This is a genomic window from Anaerovibrio lipolyticus DSM 3074, from assembly GCF_900141865.1.
GTDB lineage: Bacteria > Bacillota > Negativicutes > Selenomonadales > Selenomonadaceae > Anaerovibrio > Anaerovibrio lipolyticus.
On the sequence record NZ_FQYW01000006.1, the window covers coordinates 130,261 to 152,921 of the forward strand.

General features: G+C 42.5%; 16 protein-coding genes and 1 other annotated feature. Of the genes, 3 read left to right on the forward strand and 13 right to left on the reverse strand.

The window, feature by feature from the left end; all coding sequences use genetic code 11:
* Positions 1-122 precede the first annotated feature (122 nt).
* Together B6K08_RS03820 and B6K08_RS03825 are read right to left on the reverse strand one after the other, a co-directional pair.
* Positions 123-935 (reverse strand): Rpn family recombination-promoting nuclease/putative transposase, encoded by an 813-nt coding sequence (locus B6K08_RS03820; RefSeq protein WP_080325416.1) that lies wholly within the window; start codon positions 933-935, stop codon positions 123-125.
* 224 nt (positions 936-1,159) lie between these two features.
* Positions 1,160-1,843, reverse strand: a complete 684-nt coding sequence (locus tag B6K08_RS03825; protein WP_080325417.1) for a class I SAM-dependent methyltransferase — start codon at positions 1,841-1,843, stop codon at positions 1,160-1,162.
* 169 nt (positions 1,844-2,012) lie between these two features.
* Between B6K08_RS03825 and B6K08_RS03830 the strand changes: the two genes are divergently transcribed.
* The 3 genes from B6K08_RS03830 to B6K08_RS03835 all read left to right on the forward strand — a co-directional run bounded on the left by B6K08_RS03830 (position 2,013) and on the right by B6K08_RS03835 (position 3,119).
* Positions 2,013-2,444, forward strand: a complete 432-nt coding sequence (locus tag B6K08_RS03830) for a helix-turn-helix domain-containing protein (RefSeq protein WP_080325418.1) — start codon at positions 2,013-2,015, stop codon at positions 2,442-2,444.
* Positions 2,445-2,655: 211 nt separating this feature from the next.
* Positions 2,656-2,817 carry a hypothetical protein gene (locus B6K08_RS13695; RefSeq protein WP_159446681.1) on the forward strand — a complete coding sequence of 54 codons (162 nt, stop codon included), beginning with the start codon at positions 2,656-2,658 and terminating at the stop codon, positions 2,815-2,817.
* Between the two features lie 17 nt (positions 2,818-2,834).
* On the forward strand, positions 2,835-3,119 hold the full coding sequence (locus B6K08_RS03835) for a HigA family addiction module antitoxin (RefSeq protein ID WP_080325419.1): 285 nt from the start codon (positions 2,835-2,837) through the stop codon (positions 3,117-3,119).
* A gap of 72 nt (positions 3,120-3,191) precedes the next feature.
* On the opposite strand, the gene rny is transcribed toward B6K08_RS03835, so the two are convergent.
* The 11 genes from rny to B6K08_RS03890 form a co-directional block, all read right to left on the reverse strand.
* Positions 3,192-4,727: a ribonuclease Y gene (gene rny / locus B6K08_RS03840; protein ID WP_268761928.1), complete on the reverse strand. Its 1,536-nt coding sequence runs from the start codon at positions 4,725-4,727 to the stop codon at positions 3,192-3,194.
* 156 nt (positions 4,728-4,883) lie between these two features.
* Entirely contained in the window at positions 4,884-5,333 is a 450-nt protein-coding gene (gene dtd, locus B6K08_RS03845) for a D-aminoacyl-tRNA deacylase (RefSeq protein WP_039210758.1), read from the reverse strand.
* 284 nt (positions 5,334-5,617) lie between these two features.
* Positions 5,618-7,288 carry a 2-isopropylmalate synthase gene (locus B6K08_RS03850; RefSeq protein WP_027397227.1) on the reverse strand — a complete coding sequence of 557 codons (1,671 nt, stop codon included), beginning with the start codon at positions 7,286-7,288 and terminating at the stop codon, positions 5,618-5,620.
* Positions 7,289-7,388: 100 nt separating this feature from the next.
* Positions 7,389-7,645 (reverse strand) — a binding site (T-box leader).
* 122 nt (positions 7,646-7,767) lie between these two features.
* Positions 7,768-8,784 carry a PDDEXK nuclease domain-containing protein gene (locus B6K08_RS03855; protein WP_200810380.1) on the reverse strand — a complete coding sequence of 339 codons (1,017 nt, stop codon included), beginning with the start codon at positions 8,782-8,784 and terminating at the stop codon, positions 7,768-7,770.
* Complete coding sequence (locus B6K08_RS03860; RefSeq protein WP_080325421.1) at positions 8,777-9,007, reverse strand: YdbC family protein; 231 nt, start codon at positions 9,005-9,007, stop codon at positions 8,777-8,779. Before B6K08_RS03860 ends, B6K08_RS03855 begins: the two co-directional genes overlap by 8 nt.
* Positions 9,008-9,022: 15 nt before the next feature.
* Positions 9,023-12,745 carry an Eco57I restriction-modification methylase domain-containing protein gene (locus B6K08_RS03865; protein WP_080325422.1) on the reverse strand — a complete coding sequence of 1,241 codons (3,723 nt, stop codon included), beginning with the start codon at positions 12,743-12,745 and terminating at the stop codon, positions 9,023-9,025.
* A gap of 3 nt (positions 12,746-12,748) precedes the next feature.
* A complete protein-coding gene (locus tag B6K08_RS03870; RefSeq protein ID WP_080325423.1) occupies positions 12,749-15,913 on the reverse strand; it encodes a helicase-related protein in 3,165 nt (1,054 codons plus the stop codon).
* A gap of 294 nt (positions 15,914-16,207) precedes the next feature.
* A complete protein-coding gene (clpB, locus tag B6K08_RS03875; protein WP_080325424.1) occupies positions 16,208-18,781 on the reverse strand; it encodes an ATP-dependent chaperone ClpB in 2,574 nt (857 codons plus the stop codon).
* A 176-nt stretch (positions 18,782-18,957) separates the two neighbouring features.
* Positions 18,958-20,304 (reverse strand): sensor histidine kinase, encoded by a 1,347-nt coding sequence (locus tag B6K08_RS03880; protein ID WP_234985202.1) that lies wholly within the window; start codon positions 20,302-20,304, stop codon positions 18,958-18,960.
* A complete protein-coding gene (locus tag B6K08_RS03885; protein WP_027397224.1) occupies positions 20,276-20,950 on the reverse strand; it encodes a response regulator transcription factor in 675 nt (224 codons plus the stop codon). Before B6K08_RS03885 ends, B6K08_RS03880 begins: the two co-directional genes overlap by 29 nt.
* 174 nt (positions 20,951-21,124) lie before the next feature.
* Positions 21,125-22,633, reverse strand: coding sequence for an IMP dehydrogenase (locus B6K08_RS03890; RefSeq protein WP_080325451.1), 1,509 nt, complete (start codon positions 22,631-22,633; stop codon positions 21,125-21,127).
* Positions 22,634-22,661 lie beyond the last annotated feature (28 nt).

The window sequence follows — 22,661 nt, forward strand, 5'->3', positions numbered from 1 at the left end:
CACCCCTCCAGATTATAAAAGCAACGAAATGTAATTTAGCTTACCCTTTTATATTGACATACGAAATGCAAAAAAGGGTTACCACAATCAACTAGTGTAGTCCCCCTTATGATTTACATTAATTAAGAAACCGCTCCCATTGCCTTTTTAAAATCGTCTACAGTCATACCAATTTCATCGGCTGCTTCTTTCTCTGTAATTATTCCTTTTTTAAGCAATGAAACAACAGATTTCAATTTGCCTTTTTCCTCGCCTCTTGCTTCACCACGCGCTTCTCTTTTAGCACCATATTCTTCCATAATTTCACACACCTCAGTCACCCCCTCATTGGTTTCTTTTAAAAATCTCATTCTACTAGCAAGTATAGATGATTTCATTTCACTTGCTTTTCGACATTTGAAATCGCTTAACATCTTTCCTAATTCAGAGTTTATATCGTCATATTCACCATTAACATAAATAATATGGGCTCCGTCATCAAATTTGGTATCCGTTTCTTCTATCGTTCTATTAATATGGTACAACGGTTTTTTGTATTTCAATACATCTTTAGATGTTATGAAGATAACATATGTTTCTGGCAAATCTGACCAATCGGCTCCCTTGCTTAAACAACGATAGTCCATCATACCACTGTTATAACGGGCCCTTCTTGGTACAGATCCATCATTAGCGTTTTGAATTTCAAAATCATATTCGCGACCTTTACTATCAGTTGCAAATACATCGAACCGTACGCCTCTGGCATAAAGATTAGGAATGGTATGCTGAGTTTCAATTCGATTGATAACCAAGTCATTCCTCTTCATGATAACATTTAAAACATAAGTCATACCCTCAATGTTATCTGCCATAAAGCAGTTGAAGAAGGTATCATCCATAAGACAAAACTTCTGAACCGCTTCCAACAGCTCCTGTCTCTCCTCTTCATCCATAACAATCCCACCGCTTTCTGTAATTTTATCATAAATATCTGTTGTCTTCTATAATAGAAGATCCCCTAAAATAACGATCATTTGTTTTGTAACTTCATTGTAGCAAATATATGTTCTTTTTGCAATAGAAATATGGCTGTTGCTCTGATAAAATGCAACAGCCATTAATGAACGCAATAAGTTCCAGTTTGCTATCAACAAGTAGTATACCTAAAAAGCTCTTCTTACGCCTTTAAATAAAGACTCTCCAATTCTTCCTTATATAAAACCTGGGTAGATACTCTTTCCTGAACATCTGGATTAAAACAATCTCCAGAGTGAGAATAGCTATTTTTTTCAATAATTGAGTACCCCATTGGAAGAAATCTTTTAGCATAATCTTCCTTATACACTGGCATCCCTGAGTTATGCTTGTTTGAGCGTTTATAATTGATAGGTGTATCAAAATCTGTAAGTATGAGAAAACCGCCTGCTTTTAAAACACGATTTACTTCTAACACAGTATCTGAAATCATCTCTCTTGGAGTCACATACATCAAAAAGCCAACCATAACAACATCAAACTCTGAATCATTGTATGGCAGTCTATTAGATATACCTTGGGCAAGATGAACTTTTTTATTAACATTTTTCCATCTAGCATTGCCATATTCAATTGCCTTATCTGACGGATCAATTCCCCAACATTCTACTCCTAACTGCTTTGATAAAAAATTTAAATTGTAACCATAATTACATCCAACTTCCAAAATACTCTTAATAGTTCCCGGATATGATGTTATGTATTTTCTTATAAAATCATTCGCAAGATAGGCATTTTTAGAAGCTTCGTTTACATCAGTGATAGCATTTTTATTTCTCTCAAAATATTTATTTGCTTCCTCTATAACTTTCTCTTCTGTATTCATTAAAATACCTCCCCAAAGATGCTTGCTACAATATTTAGGTTTTTGACACTTAATGTAGCATTATCGTATTAAGTGTATACAAATATTAACATAATTTATCTATTTACGCTACAATTTGTATAAATATTATCTCACAGTAAACATATATTATTTTTGAGGTGATATTTTAATGAAAAGCTCCTTATTATCGCAACGCATCAAAGAATTACGTAAGGTCTATAACTATACACAAGATTATGTAGCTGAAATCCTTGGTATCACGAGGCAAACATATTCCCATTATGAAACAGGAAGACGAACTCCCTCAGCCGATACCATTTTTAAGCTTGCAGCCTTGTATAATATATCAGTAGATGATTTGCTACGTTTATCTGTTGTTTTAGATAAGGATGTCTTCTATGAGGCGCCTATTCCCACTCAAAGTAGTGATAATTTAGCTTCTTACCTTAGTTTTTTTAATGACCCTAAAAACCAAAAAAAATATCTGCACCACTCTAATCTAGAAAAAGAGCTATTGTACTATTTCCATATAATTTCCGAAAAAGATAAACGCGAACTAATTGAGATTGCCAAAATCAAAACAAAAAACAATAACCAGTAAGCATCAACAGAGATGGTACTGGACCTTATTATATTCTACTTATTTTTCTGCTTCTGGTCCAAACATTGCTATTTTAATATTTAAGCTTTACTGTTCATATTCAATCTTTCTATATAATTTATGTTAAAATTACAGAAAGTAATGTTATAGTTATTATTGAGCTGAAGAGACAATAGTTAACGTGGTGATACATTCCATGCACTGTCATTTTATGAAACTTAAAGATGATGCCAAGAATATCAACTATGAGAAACTGCAGCACATAATCGATTTAAGGAAAAAGGTTATGCTGGCAGAACAGGAACGACTACGCGGAGATAAAACTCTATCTATTGCTGAAGCCAAAGAAAGATTACTAAGACGACTAAAATAAAACGAGGAGGGATAAATATGATTGAAACTCCTAAAATCAGCGAGATTCTTTTTGAAGAATTTATGGAACCTTATGGAATTACAGCTTATAGACTTGCCAAGGATATACATGTCCCTATCAGCAGAATACAGGATATACTTCACGACAGGAGGAAAATCACAGCTGATACTTCACTGCGTTTAGGAAAATACTTTGGAGTGTCTGACAGATATTTTCTGGATATGCAAACCGATATTGATATACGAAATGCCAAATTCTCTATTGAATCAGATTTGAACGATATCGTCGCCATGGAATTATAAGAGCAACAAAAAACCGGTTCTGGTACATCATTAACTGATATACTGAACCGGTTTTAAAGTTCAATTTTTAAATTATTTTGCGTAATCTACTACGCGGGTTTCGCGGATGATGGTTGCCTTGATCTGGCCTGGATATTCCAGCTCAGCCTCAATCTTCTTAACGATATCATGAGCAAGTGCAACTGCTTCCACATCATCAACCTTATCCGGCTTAACCATTACGCGGATTTCGCGGCCAGCCTGAATGGCGAAGCAACGCTCAACACCATTGAAGGACTCGGCGATTTCCTCGAGACGGGTAAGACGCTTCAGATAAGTTTCAAGGCTTTCACGGCGGGCACCAGGACGGGCAGCAGATACAGCATCCGCTGCTGCCACCAAAACTGCCTCAACAGTCATAGGCTCCTCGTCGCCATGATGAGCGGCGATGGCATTAATAACATTCTTGGACTCTCTGTACTTCTTGGCAATATCAGCACCAATAGTAACATGAGTACCCTCAACCTCATTGTCGATAGACTTACCAATATCATGGATAAGACCTGCACGCTTTGCCAACATAACATCTACGCCCAGCTCTGCGGCCATCATACCAGCCAAGTGAGAAACCTCAACAGAGTGATTCAGTACATTCTGACCATAGCTTGTACGATATCTCAGACGACCCAGCAGCTTAATCATCTCTGGATGCAGGCCATGAACACCGGTATCAAAGGTTGCCTGCTCGCCGGCTTCCTTAATACGCTGCTCCACCTCACGGCGGGCCTTGTCAACCATTTCCTCAATTCTTGCCGGATGGATACGGCCATCGGTAATGAGCTTTTCCAGTGCGATACGTGCCACCTCACGGCGAACTGGATCAAAACCGGAAAGGATAACCGCCTCTGGGGTATCATCAATAATTAGGTCAATACCAGTCATGGTTTCAAGAGCGCGAATGTTACGGCCCTCGCGACCGATGATACGGCCCTTCATTTCGTCATTTGGCAGGGCTACAACAGAAACTGTAGTCTCTGCAACATGATCAGCAGCACAACGCTGAATTGCCAAAGAAATAATATTTCTTGCCTTCTTTTCAGCCTCGTCCTTAGTCTGCTGCTCATATTCCTTAATCATAATGGCCTTTTCATGCTTCAGCTCTTCCTCTACCTCTGCCAACAGCATGTTCTTGGCCTCTTCAGGAGAAAGACCGGAAATACGCTCCAGCTCTTCCTTCTGTTTTTCATGCAGCTCCGTAATCTCAGCCTGGCTCTTTTCCAGCTTGGCCTCCCGAGAAGCAAGGTTCTCCTCCTTCTTCTCCAGGGCATCAATCTTGCGGTCAAGATTTTCTTCCTTCTGAACTATACGGCGCTCATGGCGCTGAATCTCGGAGCGACGCTCACGAGTATCCTTATCAAGCTCCTGACGCAGACGATGGACATCCTCCTTCGCCTCCAGCAGCTTCATTTTCTTTGCTGCTTCACCTTTTTCCTCAGCATCACGAACGATACGCTTTGCTTCTTCCTCAGCAGAACCAATCTGCTGCTCGGCTGCCTGCTTACGCATCATATATCCGCCAAAGCCGCCCAATACCAGGGCAACAACAGCTGCTCCAACTATTTCAATGATAATAACACACCTCCCTACTAATTTTTAAGCCTCTCTAAGCATTAATTATCATTATTTTTGACTGGAATGGTTTACCCAGCCATACCATTTTATTTTACTGAAATATGCAAATAGTGTCAAGGAAGGCAGGGGCTAAAGCATCACTAATTTAGCCTATTATTTGCGCCATTCGGCAGTATCAAACAATAAGGTTACAGGGCCATCATTTTCGGAAGAAACCTTCATCATGGCACCGAATTCACCATGCTCCACCCTAAATCCTTTTTCCCGGCAAATAGACATGAATTTCTCATAAAGAGGTATGGCTATATCAGGCTTGCCTGCTCCTGAAAAGCTGGGACGGCGCTTTTTCACATCAGCAAACAAGGTAAACTGGGACACCACCAGCAAGCTTCCCCCTACTGCCTCCAAATTAAGGTTCATCTTGTCCTCTTCATCAGGAAAAATACGGCAGTTGCAGATTTTCTCCGCCATAGTAGCCGCATCCTCCTCTGTATCATCCGGTCCAACCCCCAGCAATACCAAAAAGCCCTTATCTATAGCTCCATGAATTTTACCATCAATTTCCACGGAAGCAGAATTAACACGGGTAACAACAGCTCTCATTTTTTCCTCCTGCTTACTGACAATAATAAAGAGGAGCAAAATACTCCTCTTAAAAGTACATAATACAATTATAGTGAATAATATGGGACAAGAACAAGTAGATAGCGCAGTTAAGTTTCGGGGCGTTAAGAAACTATTTTTTGCATTCTTACACATTGAGAAAACATCCATTGTTTGAGCGAAGCGAGTTTGGATTTTTCTCAATGACTAATTAAAAGCAAAACAATAGTTTTAGCAACGAAACTGTGCGATAGATACTTGTCCTTGTCCCTGATAGTTTCGTTTTATTTTCCAGCCTTCATACGATTCATGGCACTAAAGAGAGCCATAATGGACGCCGTGATAATATCTGTATCCATGCCAGCACCCCATGTAATCTTACCATCGGTGCCCGTGATACCGATATAGGCCATGGCCCGGGAATTTGCACCGATTTCCAAAGCATGCTCACTGTATGTCAGGTCTGTGTATTTAATATCGGTATTCTCCTGAATAGCGTTAGACACAGCATCCAGACGGCCGTTACCGCGGGCATTGAAGGTTACCATCTTACCGTCGATTTCCAGATCAACAACGCCACAGCGGCTGCCATCCACATCCTTTCTCAATGTGAAGTCAATTAACTTATATGGAGTCTCCACATTTACATAATTATCATGGAAAATCTGATAGATTTCATCCGGCATAAGCTCCTTATGCTTGTGGTCAGATACACTCTTTACGCAATAACCAAAATCCTCACGCATCTTCTTAGGCATGGTAATGCCGTATTTCTGCTCCATAATAAAGGCCACGCCGCCCTTGCCGGACTGGCTATTGATACGGATAACATCCCCATCATATTCACGGCCCACATCGTGTGGATCAATAGGAAGATATGGTGTAGTCCAGTGGTCAGGATCCTTTTCATCACGCCACTTCATTCCCTTGGCAATAGCATCCTGATGGGAGCCGGAGAAAGCAGCAAATACCAGAGCCCCGGCATAAGGCTGACGAGGTGGCACCTGCATACGGGTTACCTTTTCATAAAGATCAACCAGCTTTGGCATATCAGTAAAATCCAGCTCAGGATCAACGCCTAAAACAAACATATTCATGGCAAGGGTTACAATATCCACGTTACCAGTACGCTCGCCATTTCCAAAGAGAGTCCCCTCAACGCGGTCAGCACCAGCAAGCAGCCCCAACTCTGTATCTGCTACACCACAGCCTCTGTCATTGTGCGGATGAAGTGAAAGCTCCACTGCATCACGATATTTAAGGTTCTGGGAAATATATGCCACCTGCATGGCATATACATGGGGCATGGACATTTCCACAGTTACGGGAATATTAATAATGGCCTTGTGATCAGGAGTTGGCTGCCATACATCCAATACCGCATTACAAACCTCCAAAGCGTACTCTGGCTCAGTGCCAGTAAAGCTCTCTGGGGAATACTCGAAGCGATAATCTGCCCCAGCCTCTTCCGTCAGTTTCTTTAACAGCTTGGCGCCATCCACTGCAATCTGCTTGATTTCTTCCTTGGACATTCTGAAAACCTGCTGACGCTGGGCCACAGATGTGGAATTGTACACATGAACAATGGCGTTCTTTACACCCTCCAAAGCCTCAAAGGTTTTCTTTATAATATGCTCACGGGCCTGGGTCAGCACCTGAACCGTTACATCATCAGGAATAAGATTATCCTCTACCAATTTACGCAGGAAGGTGTACTCCGTCTCGGAAGCAGCAGGGAAGCCAACTTCGATTTCCTTAAAGCCTACCTCCACCAGCATCTTAAAGAACTCTATCTTTTCATCCAAACTCATAGGAATAATAAGGGCCTGATTGCCATCTCGAAGATCCACAGAACACCATTTAGGTGCCTTTTCCGGATGCTCCTTGTACATCCAGCTCATATCTGGCTTTGGTGGCATATAATACCCCTTGGAATATTTTGTAAAATTCTTCATCATATTCTCCCCCTATGTTGTATTGCCTTCCCCTATGGGAAAGGTGGCACGCGAAGCGTGACGGATGAGGCCAGCTTGCAATAAAAAAGCCCTTCATCTCCAAAGAGACGAAAGGCTGTCTTTCGTGGTACCACTCAATTTCGTGCCAAAGCACGCACTCAACGGATACGGTCAAACACCATGACTTCATATCCCCCTGATATAACGGTCAGACCCGGCGTCACCTACTATCACCTGCAAGATGAATTCAGCTGGCTGTTCAAAGGCCAGTTCACAAAAGCTCACCTGCTGTCTCACACCTCCCGACAGCTCTCTGAAAGGCTCCCTCATGCTAGTATTCCTCATCAACACATTCTTATATTTACTTACCCGTTAAATATATCACAGCTCTAAGTGTTTTTCAAGAATTTTTATAAAAAATATGGGTATCTGTAAAGTTTTTGTCCTCTACAAATACCCATTTGTTCATTTCACCCTATTTACTTTCCTATGCGATTCTTAATATCTTCTATTGATGGTAATTGCTGGCGGAATTTCTCCGGTATTTCTTCTGTTATCCTATATTCACTGATGCCAATAGGCTTGTTTATGTCCCGCAGGGCATATTCGGCAATCAAATCGTTCTTGCCCTTGCACAAGAGCAAGCCGATGGTGGGAGCATCCTGCTCTGTTTTCAGGATATTGTCTACTGCTGTCAGGTAGAAGTTCAGCTTGCCAGCATATTCCGGCTTGAAATCGCCTGTCTTTAGCTCGATGACCACATAGCATCGCAGCTTCAGGTTGTAGAAGAGCAAATCCAAGTAGAAATCCTCGCCACCCACATTCAGATGATACTGATTGCCCAGAAAGGCAAAGCCAGCCCCCAACTCCAATAGCAGCTTGGTTACCTCGGCCACCATAGCGTTTTCTATATCTCGTTCAAGCATATCCGCTTTGAAGGGAATAAAATCAAAGATATAGGGGTCTTTCATCATCTGGGTAGCCAATTCGCTCTGTGGTGCCGGGAGCCTGTTTTCAAAGTTGCTGATTTTATCGGCAGTGGCCTGTCTGGCGTACAGATTACTCTCTATCTGGTGAACCAATACATTACGGGACCAGCCATTTTCAACATTCTGCTTTGCATACCAAAGCAAAACAGGTCGTTCCTTTACCTTATCCATGAGGGTAACAACATGGTACCATGATAATTGTGCAAGCACCTCTTGCACAATTTCTTTTTCTGGAAAAAGTGCAGCGAATTTGGCCATATATTTGAGGTTACGCACGGAATATCCCTTGGCATCAGGATATTCCATTCGCAGATCACGGGACAGATTCTCGATGAACTTGTTCCCCCATACCTTATGCCTGTTAATGGCCTGTCCTATGTGATAGTACAGCAGTAGCAATTCACTGTTGACCTTTACTGTTGCCCTATACTGTGCTTTTTTGATTTCAGATTTGATTTCCTGTATCGTAGCAAGATAATCTGTTTGATTCATCAACATATCAATCATGAGTCTCCATTATGTTTTTTAGCAAGGCATAAAGACTTTCAACTTCATCACTGGAAAGAGTAGTTCCTTTGCCCATCTTTTCATGTTCTGGTGCCCAGTCCCGGATATCATACTTAGGGTCACGGCCATTCCATGAAATGAGATTAAGTTCCTTACGCCAACCTTTAGCACTTTCGGAGAGAACACCTATATGGTGCTTGATTTCAAATTTAACAATTGACATTTTGTTATCACCTTTCTAGTTTCCCCAGGCCATCAACTCATCTTTGATGACTGCAATATCATTATCGCTTAATTCATATTCCTTATAAATTATCTCATCAATTCTTTTTTCTATGTCTACGATAATACTGTTGTTGTTCGCTAACATCATGCTAGTTAGCTTATTGTGTAATTCTATTATTTTTGATTCGCCAGATGAAGAAGGGGAAACAATAGGAATATTAAGCAATGGTTCCTTATCTATTTGAAAAATATTTCCCTGCATTTTTCCCATCTTTAGTAACCAGAATTTAACTAAGGAAGAATTAAAAAGACATGTTAAGTAAACCATATTAAGTCTTTTTGTCTTAATTAAATACCATTCTGCTGTTAGATATGCCTGTTTATTAAGATAGGCAAATGTTGGTGTTGAACATTTCCTTAATGAGGCTATTGAAGGGTTATCAAAGAATTCAGATTGTCTAGCACGGTGTAATCCATATGGCTTATTATCTGATGTTATAACTTTTGCATAAAAATCCAGATGTTTTTTTAGTATAGGGTAATCATCCATCATGGATGCATCTTTGAAATCAGATGTAGTATAAATTATTTGATACTTATTTTCAGTATCAAAATAATATCTTCTAATATTTTTAGTATCATAATACGGTCTTAATAAAGTATGTTCATTGTTCGGTAAATTTAATCTATTAACCTCATCGTTACTTAATACAAATATGCCATCACCTACATTTACGCTATCTGGTAGAATTGCTAACATTTTCTTTGTTACTGATGCATGATGAGGGTGAATTCCATTTAATATTTCATTCTTTTCAAGATAAAATCTATCCCCACCTTTAATTTTTTTTATAACAGCATCTATTTGTGTGTTTAGAAATTGTATACTTTCTCCATTAGCCTGTTTTTCTGGGTCATAGACTGACACATAATGTTTTCCAATATCATCGCCATCTAGGAATTTTTGTAAATCTTTGGCATCTAATTGTTGATTGCCAATTTCTTTATAATCTAAACTATATTCCGATACAGGTTTTTCTTTTTCTAAAAGAAAAACCATAGTTTGTTGACTTGCACTCTCAAAAATCATTACATTGTTAAATGTAACTAATTGTTTTATTTTCATTTCTTGAGCTATATGTGCTCTCATTTTCTTACCGCCAGCAGTGGACATCCAGTTATTAGGTGCAATAAAAGACAACGACCCCTGATTATGTAATATATTTATACCTTTAGATACGAAGAAATACCAGAAGTCCATTTTACCAATATAATATTGACTTCCAAAGTTAGTGTTGGCTATTTCCTGAAATAAATATTTGTGGCCTTCTTCACCTATATACGGGGGATTACCAATTACAATATCAAAACCTTGTTTTTCCTTAAAGACATTAGGGAAATATAACTGCCACAAAATAAATGGCTGCTGTGCTAAATCTTTGACTTCCTTATATTTCTCTACTGCTGTTGGATTACATTCCAACTGGTGCAGAATAATTCTGTCATAGATATCGTGGATTTTCTTTTTTATTTCCTGTTTGGTTTCATGTTGCTTGGTAAAATATAGCTCATCCTGCAACTTGATAAGCTCCTGTAACATATTGTCAAAACCAGCCTGATAGAAGCTATCCATACCTGTTGCTGCTTGATTATTCAAGATACTACTTTCAGTAATTAGCTTTATTCCTTCAAACTCATCCATGAGACTATTACCGCAAATAATATTGCAGTCCAAATTTGGCAGGGGTCTCGGCTCTGTATGAGCATCATACAAACCTTCGGAATCATCCTGCTTTACCAGTTCATCATCAATAACGATAGACAGCCACAACCGTAGTTTGGTGATATCCGTGGCACTAGGCTCCAAGTCACAGGCAAATAGACAATTTTTGATAGTATTCACCTTGAGATCATAAGCTTTACGGCCATAGGCGTAGAAATTAAACCTCTCAAAACTGTTCATTTCTATGGTCATATAGGCGGTGAGGGTCTGTCGCGCCTTGACAATTTCATTTAAGAGCCCCAACAGGAACGCCCCGGATCCTACCGCTGGGTCAGCTATCTTGACATTTGCCAGCAGTTCATCCAGTTCTTTTAGGCGGTTTACCCCTTGCTTGAAGCTAAAGATGCTCTCTGGCATTTCCAACTCACGAGCCTTGTCCACCGTATGGCTTTTCTTGCCGTTCTTTATAACTTCTTTTGTTTTTAGACAATCGTTGTCACGGAAGTATTCGCCGTAGAGAATAAATTTTCTGATGTCTGCTTCTTCGATGCCGGTAGTGGTGGTCAGATAGTTAATCAAACTTTCCTGGCACATATAATGCACTATCTCACGCGGCGTATAGAAAGCACCTTTAGATTTTCTATCCTTCACATCAAGCAGATTCTCGAATACCTTTCCCAACATTTCCGGGTCAATAGCCACTTCACGCTCCATGGGTTCATCTTCAGCCATGGTGAAGTTGTAGCGGTCAAATATATCAAGAATACCATCTGCTTCATCCTCGCCTTTCGTGTCCCTATTAGAGAACATGTCGTTGGGAATGTGAAAGTCAGAGTTTACCCAATCATAGTTATCCAGCTGCTCAAACAGGCCACCATTCAGGAAAGGCACACGGCAATGGAAACGGGCATAGAAGCCACTTTCCCCACGGTCAACATTCAGAGCCTCATAAAACAGTGGCTCCAAATAATCATCAAAGTAATTCCGACCTTGCTTCACACAAGATTCGTACAGGGCACGCATAAAATTCTTCGGCCCCTCGCCCCATGACTTTCCTTTGACCAACGTAGACAGGAATTTGGCATCCTCATCGGACAGGGCAAATAAAGCCTCAAGATTGATAAAGGAAATACCATCCCCATTAGGCTGAGAATATACATTTTCCACTATGTTGTGAGCTTTAGCATTGCGGAACAGAGCACTCTTATACGCTTTTTCCGTTAGGCGTACGGGAAAAACCGATACTCCCAGCCAACCCTTTTTCTGTACAAAGTACAAAAAGACAATCTGCCCCATAAGTTTTTTGGTAAACTGCTCGCTAGTGAAGCCACAACGCTTCGCCTCTGCCATAAAGTCAGGGGTAGTTTCCAAATACTCTTTGACGGCCAGATACTTCTCCTTGTAGTCGTTGAAAAACTGTTTAGTAACAGTCTCAACGCTGAAGGCTTCTTCCAATTCGGCAAGGCCAGGGTTAACCTCATCCTGCACAAACATACCATAGAGCCGCTCCTGAGCCGTGTGACAGGGCTCTCCCTCACCTACAAGGTAAGAGTAACGCTTGGCAGGAGTAAGCTTCGTGCTCAGTTTCCCATCAGCAAAGCCATATTCCATGCGGATAAAGGATAGTCTCCACTTATCGCTGGGGCGTTCTTGACCGCTAGCATCTTTTTCCATGGTAAAAAAGGCTGCCAGCGCACCATCACAGCCGGAATTATCCAGTAGTGTCTTTATAAATGACCTCTGAGAGCTACGGGCATTCTCTACATTTCCTTTATTTTGCAGTTGTACGGCAAAAAGAGCCATTTTCTTCCCGTCAGCCCCCTTGTAATTGCCAATATGGTAATGTCCGGCAATTATCCCGGATAAGTTACTGAACTCCTTGTTGAACCGTGTTGGAGCCACCATTTGTACATCGTTTAATAATTCCTGCAAAAAACGCACATATTCTTGATGATTATAGGCTCGTGTCAGCGTTTGCAAGAATAACTCTTTTTTCTTGTTGTTTTCTATCATGATTTACTCCTGTTCCTTCATGTAGCATGAGAGAATAACCTCTTTATCCCCCTCGGGGCGCACAACATTCTTCCGCTCATACAGATAAGTATCATCAATATTATCCCGTATGATAGCGAAGGCTGCTACTATATTGCTGGCTGCTTTCATTTGTTTGACTATTTCCTTAGTGGTATTCTTTGGTATATCACCATTTTCGATAGCTTGCATAATACGCCCGGCTATCGTCTCTTGGTCATCAGTGAGCTCTCCCGAAGCTAATGCCCCCTTTAATGCCTTGACAATAGTAGCGTCGTTACCTCTGATAGCTGCTCTTTTGGTGGTGATAACATCTTCCACCATAAGTGAGTCATCGAAATACTTGCTATTAGCTTGATACTGATCATAGTAGATACTGCCCACGGGAATTTTTTTCTCATTCGGCTCACATTCCAGATATCCCATAGCATCCATAAAGCTTATTTCATGAGTATCATGGTCCTCTGACAAGCAAAAGCTCTTTAATGCCCCTTTACGGATAAAGGTAAGGGTTGCTTCTTGCTGAATATTGTCGCTCATTCTGCCCGTCTTGGATTTCTTTGGCAAACTTTTTATTTTGTTGAACAAGGTCAGATTATTGTCCCGTACCTCACGGATTTTAGCCAGATATTCCAGTTCAGGACTGGCTCCCTCTTCTTCCTCCAACGTCTGGGACAAATCCTTGAACAGCTTTTGCGGACTTGGATTTTCTTCTTCGGACAGAAACTTGTAATCTTCACCCAAGGTATCATGGAAAGCCTGAAGCTTCTCCAAAATACGATCTGTCAGCGGAAGCTGTTTGCTGGCTTGGGAGGTAGGGAAAAAATTGAATACATATATTTTGTCAAAAGCCGTACCGACACGGTTGATACGTCCTACACGCTGCATGATTCGTGTAGGGTTCCACGGCAGATCATAGTTGATAATGACATTAGACCTATGGAGGTTGATACCTTCGGCCAGCACATCAGTGGTAATAAGGATATCGTACTTATCCCGGCCCTTATTTATATACTTCGGGTTAAAACTGTACTCTATCTCCTTTTTCAGAGCAGCACTGCTATCCCCTGAGTACGAAATGATACGCTCACCATAAATCTTGTCCAGATTTTCCGTAAGATACTGTGCAGTCTCCTTGGACTCCGTAAAGACAATCTTCTTAGCTCTGTCCAAAACAGGCACGTTTTTCAAGTCTTTTTCAAACTCGATGAGTTTTGGGTCTGTCTTGACAGATTTCCACAGGTCTTGCAAATAGCAGAGCTTCTGCAAGTCTCGCTTCAAATCTATGATGAAATCAGAGCGGAAGTCACTGGTTTTGAAGTGCATTACATCTTCCGTCTCGATGTAACTAAGCAGCAGTTCATCATCACCGTTATCCATGAGGTCATAGACATCAACCTTTTTGCTGATATAGACTTCGCCTTTATCAAACATATCAATAAATTTTTCGTAAGATGTTACGAACCTACCTAATGTCAGTCTGAACGCATAAAAACTGCTCTCTAAACGTTTTACCAATATCCCCTTCATGAAACCACCCATGTTTTGCTGGGCTACCATCATTTGGGTATACGGCTCCGCAGCCACTGGCTTTAGGTAGGTGAGCGGCTTATAACGCGCATAATTGAAATCCTTGATGGCATTAATGGTTTCCGTAAAAACGCCATCTGTCAGTTCATCAAATTCATAGATGATTTTTTCAGGTGCATCCAGACGAGGGAATTTTAATCCTTGCCTTTCCATGTCCTTAGCATAATATTTAGCTACCTCGCTACGTGTCCTGCGGATCATGATATGGCGGAGCAGTTTATCACGGATAATTTCTGAGTTTGCGCTTATCTGGGCAAGGTAGGCAGCTCCTCCCTGCTTTTTAGCCTCGTTCTGGCTTTTGCGAAGTTGCAGGAAGAATTCTTCCAGATTCTTCACACCAACAATATTGGAATTATGCTTGGGCTGGAAAAGATATATCTGGTTTTCTATGTCGCTGGTGTAGTTGTTGATTGGCGTAGCTGAAATCAACACCACTCTCTTGCCGTAGCAAATGGCATGAAGTCTGCCGAAAGCATCTGTCCCTGAATTGCGGAACCTATGAGCCTCATCCACAAATACATATTTATACCTATCAGCCCTATCTAAAACAGACTCCAGTTTTCCTAGAGAGACAACGTCAGCGGCCACATCAAACTCTAAGAGGACTTCTTTCCAATAATCAACCAGCACAGGTGGGCAAATCACCAGTTTACGTCCCTTTTTTAGGATTTTGGCCAACATTGAGCAGATGTATGTCTTGCCTAGACCTACTACGTCTGATATGAATACGCCGTCATGGGCTTCTAATATCCGCTTTGCTTGTATAACAGCATCCAACTGATATTGCAGTCGCATAAAGCCATCCGGCAGAATATTTTCTGCCAGTTCTTCTTTATCAGTATTGATTTCCTCTTTGAAGTATTCATAGATGGTCTTGAGATAAATCTCATAAGGCGTAATATCTCCCCGCATCCATGTCTTGTCATCTACGGTTGATATATAAGCCTCGGTAATGTCAACGCCCTGCTTCCACAGTTCTTCAAACTTATCCAAGGCAAACTTTACATCATAGCTATCTTTTAGCTCTACATTGAATTCAAGGTTATTCTGCAATCCTGCCATAGAGAAGTTACTTGAACCAGTAATGACACTGCCGAACTGGTCCGGAACGTGCTCAGGGTCTTTACGCAATATATAGACCTTGGCATGAATAGGCGCGTCAGGGTACATACGCATCTCGATTTTCCCAGATTTCAACCATTCTATAAAGGTACGCACACCCTGCTCCACAGACATGGAAGGATCTGCATCCGCAAACTCATCAACTACGGCCTTTGAAAACTTCTCAGTTGCCTCCTTGATGGTCACGCCTCCAAATAAATTGCCTTGCTTCGACTGCTCTATGATTTGGACAGTCCTGGCATCTACGTTCAGCCCCACCAAGATACGAACCTTTGTCAATTCCTGCATGGCTGGGTACAGCTTGAAGAAACCGCTGGTACGGAAGTAGCCCACCAATATATCAAAAAATTGGGTATGTCCCTTCAAAATATTGCAAAACCGGCTATATAAATCACGCTCCGGCTCATTTGTAAAAAATTTCAGGTCATTTTGAACCATTAAAGTTCCTCCCCATACAATGATTATTTGCTAAGACTAATTCTACATAGAACTCAGTTTTCCTCTAAATTGATTTTCACCAAGTAATACACTCAAACAGATTTAATTTTCTCAATAACCATTTTTTCACCCACTCGGCTATATATCCTCTACAATTTTTAATTAAACTAATTATTTTATTATACTATAGTATTTAATCACATTAAATACTTATTGCAACTCCTTTCTAACACAGCAAAAGAAAAAGCCGCCCATTTGGGCGGCGTACACTGAAGCACAAATACAATGATTCTTTTAAGCCTTATTAAAGGCAATCTCGCCCTCCTGCATGGTCATAGCTACATTGTCCCCCTCAGCCACATCTCCTCTGATAATGGCCTTGGAAAGCTCCGTTTCCACTACACGGGTCAACAGACGGCGGAGAGGTCGGGCACCGAAGTTTGGTTCATAGCCCTCATTGGAAAGGTAATGCAATACCTCATCATCCCAGCTGAGGGTAATCTTAACCTGTCTGCTTACACGCTCGTTGAGGTTCTTCAGCATCAAATCGGCAATCTCCCTTACCTGTGCCTTTGCCAAAGCCTTGAATACCACAATATCATCTACACGATTCAGGAACTCAGGACGGAAATAATCCTTCAAAATTTCCTTTACAGCTGCCTCAGCCTCCTCGTAATCCTTATTAAGAATCTCATGGGAGCCCAAATTTGAGGTCATAATTATTACGGTATTCTTGAAGTTTACCACACGTCCCTTGCCATCAGTAAGACGGCCATCGTCCAATATCTGCAGCAATACATTGAACACATCACGATGGGCCTTCTCAATTTCATCCAGCAAAATTACGCTGTACGGCTGACGGCGAACTGCTTCTGTAAGCTGTCCACCTTCCTCGTAGCCCACATAACCAGGAGGCGCACCGATAAGACGGGCCACAGAATGCTTCTCCATGTACTCACTCATATCAATACGAATCATGCTGCGCTCAGAATCAAAGAGGGACTCTGCCAGTGTCTTAGCCAGCTCAGTCTTACCCACACCAGTAGGACCAAGGAATATAAAGGAACCAATTGGTCTGTCCGGTGCCTTGATACCAGCACGTGCACGGAGTATAGCCTCACTTACCACCGTTACAGCCTCGTCCTGACCGATAACCCGCTGATGAAGATTATCCTCCAAATGCAGCAGCTTTTCCCGTTCGCCTGTCATCATCTTGGTAACAGGAATACCAGTCCAACGGCTGACAACCTTGGCAATATCTTCCTCGCCGACCTCTTCCTTCAGAAGCTGTTCATCGCCGGCCTTGGCAGCCATTTCCTCCTCCTGCTCCTTAAGCTGTTTTTCCAGCTCCGGCAGTTTGCCGTATTTAAGCTCAGAGAGGCGGTTAAGATCATAGTCACGCTCTGCTGCTTCCATTTGACTGCGGACTGCATCCATTTCCTTCTTTATACCACGGATACGGAGAATGGCCTGGTGCTCAGAATCCCATTCCTCCTGTAAGGCCTCCTGCTCCTGCTGAAGCTGGGCCTTTTCCTTTTGAATAGCTGCCAGCTTTTCCTTACCAGCCTCATCTGTTTCCTTCTGCAGGGCCTGTTCTTCAATTTCCAGCTGTAAAATCTTACGACGAACCTCATCAAGAGGAGCCGGCATAGACTCAATTTCTGTACGGAGCTTGGCCGCAGCCTCATCCACCAAATCAATGGCCTTATCTGGCAGGAAACGATCAGATATATATCTGTCTGAAAGAACTGCCGCTGAAACCAGAGCCGCATCACGAATTCTTACTCCGTGATGAACCTCATAGCGCTCCTTCAAGCCACGGAGAATGGAAATAGTATCCTCAACACTTGGCTCACCAACCATAACCGGCTGGAAACGACGCTCCAGGGCAGTATCCTTTTCAATGTATTTGCGGTATTCATTTAATGTTGTGGCACCAATACATCTAAGCTCACCACGGGCCATCATTGGCTTCAGGAGATTTCCTGCATCCATAGAGCCCTCGGAAGCACCTGCCCCGACAACGGTATGAACCTCATCAATAAAGAGAAGTATCTGGCCGTCAGATTTTACTACCTCATTAAGCACAGCCTTTAAGCGCTCCTCAAACTCACCACGATACTTGGCTCCGGCAATAAGGGCACCCATATCCAGTGAGTAAAGGGTCTTGCTCTTTAATGATTCAGGCACATCCCCAGCCACAATACGACGGGCCAGGCCCTCCACAATGGCAGTTTTACCAACACCTGGCTCACCGATAAGCACAGGATTGTTCTTGGTACGACGGGACAAAATCTCAATTGTTCTACGGATTTCCTCATCACGGCCAATTACAGGATCCAGCTTCCCCTGACGGGCCACCTGGGTCAGATCACGGCCATATTTTTCCAGTGCCTGATAGCTTTCCTCCGGGTTGCTGGAGTTAACATTCTGCTTTCTGTTTTTCTTGATGGAATCCTTCACCTTGCCGCTGGTAAGTCCGAAGCTCTTGCAAATCTCCTGTGCCTCATCCCCACCATCCTCGCAGATGGCCAACAGCAAATGTTCAGTGCTGATATAGGAATCTCCCATCTTGCCAGCCAGCTGTTCGGCCTTTGCCATAACCCGTCCCAGTTCAATGCTCATAGTCAGGCGGTCCTGTCCCTTGACACTAGGAATCTTCTTTAAATGTTCCTCAACACTTGTCTGCAGCATTCTGTTATCCACTCCGGCCTCCTGGAAAATAGTTCCAAGAAGTCCCTCAGGCTCCTGAGCCAGTGCCATAAGCACATGCAATGAGGTGATTTCCTGATGATAACGAAGTGCCGCATTCTGTTGTGCGGACTGTAAGGTATTTAAAACTCTCTGAGTGTATTTTTCCTGTTCCATATTCTGCTCCCTCCATTCTCCATGAAAGTGATATTTAGTCTTCTAAGGTTATTATAGCCGAATAAGTCAAAAAGTCAATTAATATTTTAGACTTTTTGACTTTTAAGTTAATCAAAGGAAAAAGCTGTCCTCTCCCTGATTTTGAGAAAAAACAGCTCTTAATTATGCATTATAATTTAATTTTTCTTGGGGATTTTCAAATTTTTAAGGGTAACCTTGAAAACAGTCCCCTTGCCCAATTCACTGTCCACACCGATATTACCATGATGTGCATCAACGATAGTCTTGGCTATGGCAAGTCCCAGGCCATTACCACCCATGGAGCGGGAGCGGGCCTTATCTACCCTGAAGAAGCGCTGAAAGAGCTTGTCCAGGTCCTCGGCAGATATACCGATACCATTATCCCTTACGGAAAAATGAATACCGCCCAAATTTCCCAGCCCTTTGCCATCATAGGACAGGGTAACAGTTCCACCTTCAGGGGTGTACTTCACGGCATTATCCACCAAAATCAGCATTAGCTGCTGAATCTTCTGCTCATCCCCTCTGTACATAACCTCACCAGAAGCATTTACATTTAGGGTAATGTTCTTCTTTTCCGCCAATGGCTGCATTTTCCGCCCCAGCTGTTCCATCATGGCGATAATGTCAAACTCCTTGATGTCCAGAGATTCAGCGTTATTGTCCGAACGGGCAATCTGCAAAAGAGAGCCCACAAGGTTGGACATCTTCTTAACCTCATCCTTCATGTCCTGAATTACCTGTTGCAGGAATGGCGACTGAATGGATTTGTCGTTTGAAAGAAGGTCCGCTGACGCCATAATAACACTAAGGGGGGTCCTAAGCTCATGGGAAGCATCTGCTGCAAACTGACGCTGCCTTATATAGGCCTGCTGCATATTGGCCACGACCCTGCCAGAAACCACATGTCCCAGCATAATAGCCGTAAGCAGTGCAATAAAGGAAATGGCCCCATAAAAATACGTAGCCTTTTTTATACCTTTATAAAGAGCCGACACGTCCTTGCCCAAATAAACCATACCTATTTTTTCGCCGGTAACCAGACGTACATCACAAGCAGTCATCATCAGCACCTTTGGTTTATCCTCATCCTGTTGCTGAACGTATATAGCCACTTCACCAGTTGGCACATCACCATGCTTTATTACCTCCAGCACATCATCCTCTATACGCTCCGGTGCCCTGGAATAATTCTGCAGATTGCCGCTTTTGTCGTAGGTATAAAAAAACATTCTCTCCCGCTTTCCCATATCATCGTTACCCACATAAACGCCATTGCGTATCATTGTGGACTCCGTTTCCGATACTGCATGTACCGTTTCAGAAAGCTCCCTGGCCTGCTCGGAGGTTACTGCCCATTCCATAGTCTGATGAGCCAAAAAAATAATTATGATAAACAAGCCAAACATCAACAGGGAATAGGCAAAGGTGAGCCTCATGCGGCTGCGGGAAAACAAGCCGCCAAACTTTAGCCTATTTTGTTTCCAGTTTATAGCCAACACCTCTAATCGTGCTGATCATAATCTTACCATCAGCAGTATCCAGCTTTTTACGAATAAGTTTTACATAGGAATCGATGTTATTGGAGCTAACATCAGACTCAATACCCCAGATGCGGTCCAAAATAATTTCACGGGGCACAACGATACCAATATTCTGTACCAGCAAATCAAAAATCTGGAACTCCCTTGGGGAAAGCTGTATCTCCTGCTCTCCCTTTAAAAGCAGCTTAGATGTACGATCCAGGGTAAAGCCCCCTAACTCCACCACATCCTGCTGAATCTTCTGGCTGCTGCGGCGGCTAAGAGCACGCAGACGGGCCATAAGCTCAGAAAACTCAAATGGTTTTACCAGATAATCATCCGCACCTGCATCAAGGCCAGTAACCCTGTCCTCCACCGCATCACGGGCTGTAAGAAGCAATATTGCCTTCTGATACCCCTCAGCACGAAGTCTGCGGCAGGCATCCACGCCAGTTTCCTTGGGCATCATCCAGTCCAAAATCAGCACATCATAATCATCATACATAGCACACTCATATATCATATCACCTGTGGTGACCCATTCGGTATTGATACCATCCTGCTCCAGCATATACTGGGTGAGCTTACCCAGCTTCATGTCATCCTCTGCCAATAAAACCCGCATATATATCACCTCATTATTATCTGTCAAAACAATCTATTTAAACATTCTGGAGCCACCGCTCCACTGTAATAATAATAGTATCATATTTTGAAAACTTTATGAAATAACACGCAACTTTTCACCATGTAAAAAAGGACTGCAACCACTGCAGTTACAGTCCGTAATAATTACTTTTTAAACATTTGAACGGGTAAACTGATCACGCAAAATTACATCGTGGGAACCGCCCTCTACGATGGAAGTAGAGGATACCAGAGTCAGACGGGCCTTCTCCTGAAGCTCAGGAATAGTAAGGGCGCCGCAGTTGCACATGGTAGAGCGAATCTTGCTCAAGGTTACGCCAACATTGTCATGGAGGGAACCTGCATAAGGTACGTAGGAGTCAACGCCTTCCTCAAAGGACAGCTTTTTGGCACCACCCAAATCATAACGCTGCCAGTTGCGGGCACGGTTGGAGCCTTCGCCCCAATACTCCTTGTAGTAAGTACCATTAATCTTAATACGGTCAGTTGGGGACTCATCGAAGCGGGAGAAATATCTGCCCAGCATCATGAAGTCAGCGCCCATAGCCAAAGCCAGGGTCATGTGATGGTCGTGTACGATACCACCATCGGAGCATACAGGAATATATACACCGGTCTTTTCGTAATACTCATCACGGGCCTTGCAAACATCAATAAGAGCAGTTGCCTGGCCACGGCCAATACCCTTGGTCTCACGGGTGATACAGATGGAACCGCCACCGATACCAACCTTGATAAAGTCTGCTCCAGCCTCTGCCAGGAACATAAAGCCATCACGGTCAACTACATTACCGGCACCAACCTTTACATCCTCACCAAAGTGTTCATGAATGTACTTTAAGGTAATGCGCTGCCACTCAGAGAAGCCCTCGGAGGAATCAATGCACAATACATCGGCACCAGCCTTCAGCAGAGCAGGTACGCGTTCAGCATAGTCACGGGTGTTAATACCGGCACCAACGATATAACGCTTGTTGGAATCAATAAGCTCCAGCTCGTGTTCCTTGTTGGCAGTGTAATCCTTACGGAATACCATATATACAAGACGCTGATTTGCATCTACCAATGGCAGCATGTTCAGCTTGTGCTCCCAAATAAGGTCGTTGGCTTCGGACAGAGTTGTGTTTGCACCGGCATAAACCAGCTTATCGAAAGGAGTCATAAACTCAGAAGCAGGAGTGTCCATAGTCATGCGGGTAATGCGATAATCACGGGAGGTTACGATACCCAGCAGCTTGCCTGTTGGTTCACCATTCTCGGTAACTGCCATAGTTGAATGGCCGGTCTTCTCCTTCAAATCGAGAATCTCACCCAGGGTGGTGGAAGGCATAATATTGGAATCGCTGCGAACGAAACCGGACTTAAAGTTCTTAACCTTGGCCACCATAGCTGCTTCTTCTTCTATTGTCTGAGAACCATAGATAAAGGACACACCGCCCTCACGAGCCAGTGCAATAGCCAAAGTGTCGTTGGATACGGACTGCATGATAGCAGAGGTCATAGGAATATTCATAGAAATCTTTGGTTCTTCACCCTTCTTGAACTTTACAAGAGGAGTCTTCAGAGAAACATTCGCAGGAATGCACTTATCAGAAGAATAACCAGGAACTAATAAATACTCTCCAAAAGTGTGTGATGGTTCTTCAAAATAGAATGCCAACTTAATCCCTTCTTTTCTGTAAATTTTT